Genomic DNA, 1,544 nt, shown 5'->3' on the forward strand with positions numbered 1-1,544 from the left:
GGGAGCGAGCAAGTGAGCGCGCGGGTGGATGTTCGCAAGACGTACAAGCTCTACATCGGCGGGAAGTTCCCCCGCAGCGAGAGCGGGCGTTCCTACGAGGTGTTCGCCACGGCATCCGGCTCCGGTCGCGGGTCAGCGGCGCGCGCACCGAAGTTCCTCGCCAACGCCGCCATGGGCTCGCGCAAGGACGCCCGGGATGCCGTCGTCGCGGCTCGCAAGGCGCAGCCGGGTTGGGCGGGGGCCACGGCATACAACCGCGGCCAGGTGCTCTACCGGGTGGCCGAGGTCATGGAGTCCCGGCGGGCCCAGCTCGTGCAGGACGTGCGTGACAGCGAAGGCCTGTCCCCCGCCGCGGCCGAGGCGACCGTCAGCGCGGCCATCGACCGGTGGGTCTGGTACGCCGGGTGGGCCGACAAGTTCACCCAGGTGCTCGGTGGGCTCAACCCCGTCGCGGGGCCGTACTTCGACATCTCGGCCCCCGAGGCGACCGGTGTGGTGGCCGTGCTGGCGCCGCAGCGCTCGAGCCTGCTCGGCCTGGTGTCGGTGGTGGCTCCGGTCATCGTCTCCGGCAACACCGCGGTCGTGCTGACCAGTGAGGACCGCCCGCTGCCCGCCATCACGCTGGCCGAGTGCTTGACGACCTCGGACGTGCCGGGTGGGGTGGTCAACCTCGTCACCGGGCGCACCGGGGAGATGGCCCCGTGGCTGGCCTCGCACCGCGACGTCAACGCCATCGACCTCACCGGCGCAGCAGGTGCCGAGGGCGTCGAGTGGGGAGCACTCGAGGCTGCGGCCGCCGAGAACCTCAAGCGGGTGCTGCGCCCGGGCGGTGCTGGGGCCGAGGCGGTGGAGCCCGACTTCTCGGCCACCCCCGACCTGTCGCGGCTGACGGCGTTCCTGGAGACCAAGACGGTCTGGCACCCCAAGGGCCGCTGACCCCGCAGCACTTTCTCGCCCGATGCCAGAACCTTCAGCTCGGCACCACTTCATTTGTGGTGTCAACCTGAAACGAGTAGCACCGGGCGAGAAAGTTCCGAGCGGGGGTTGGTCCTAGACTGATCATCCGTGGCCCACGACCCGACGACCGCCCCTGCCTCCGGATCCTCGGGTTCACCGTCCCGCCAGCGGGTGGTCGTGCTCGCCGGGCCGAGCGGATCGGGCAAGTCGCGCCTGGCGTCGCGCCTGAACAGCACCCACGGGTGGCCGATCTTCCGGCTCGACGACTTCTACCGCGACCTCGACGACCCGGCCCTGCCCCGCAGCGAGGAGCTCGGCATCGTCGACTGGGACCACCCCGACAGCTGGGACGCCGATCGAGCCCTCGCAGCGCTCCTCGACCTCGTCGACACCGGCCGCACCGACACCCCCGACTACGACATCTCCACCAGCCGCGCCGTCGGCCACCGCGAGCTCACGGCCGCCCCGGACGACCTCGTCCTCGCCGAGGGCATCTTCGCCGCCGAGGTCGTCGCGCGGCTGGAGTCGGTCGGCATCCTGCACAGCGCGTGGTGCGTGCACCACCGACCGTCGGTGACCTTCGTGCG

2 protein-coding genes are annotated in these 1,544 nt (G+C 71.5%); both read left to right on the forward strand.

The annotated features are described in order from the left end of the window. Positions 1 to 12 precede the first annotated feature (12 nt). The gene (locus tag PLL68_RS06315) at positions 13 to 936 is read left to right on the forward strand and encodes an aldehyde dehydrogenase family protein (RefSeq protein WP_324532706.1); all 924 of its coding nucleotides are present in this window, start codon (positions 13 to 15) and stop codon (positions 934 to 936) included. 129 nt (positions 937 to 1,065) lie between these two features. Next, positions 1,066 to 1,544, forward strand: a 479-nt coding sequence (locus PLL68_RS06320; protein ID WP_502910679.1) for a uridine kinase family protein, incomplete at its 3' end; no start/stop codon positions are given.

Origin of the sequence: Ornithinibacter sp., assembly GCF_035443565.1 — a bacterium.
In the GTDB taxonomy this organism is placed as follows: Bacteria; Actinomycetota; Actinomycetes; order Actinomycetales; family Dermatophilaceae; genus Fodinibacter.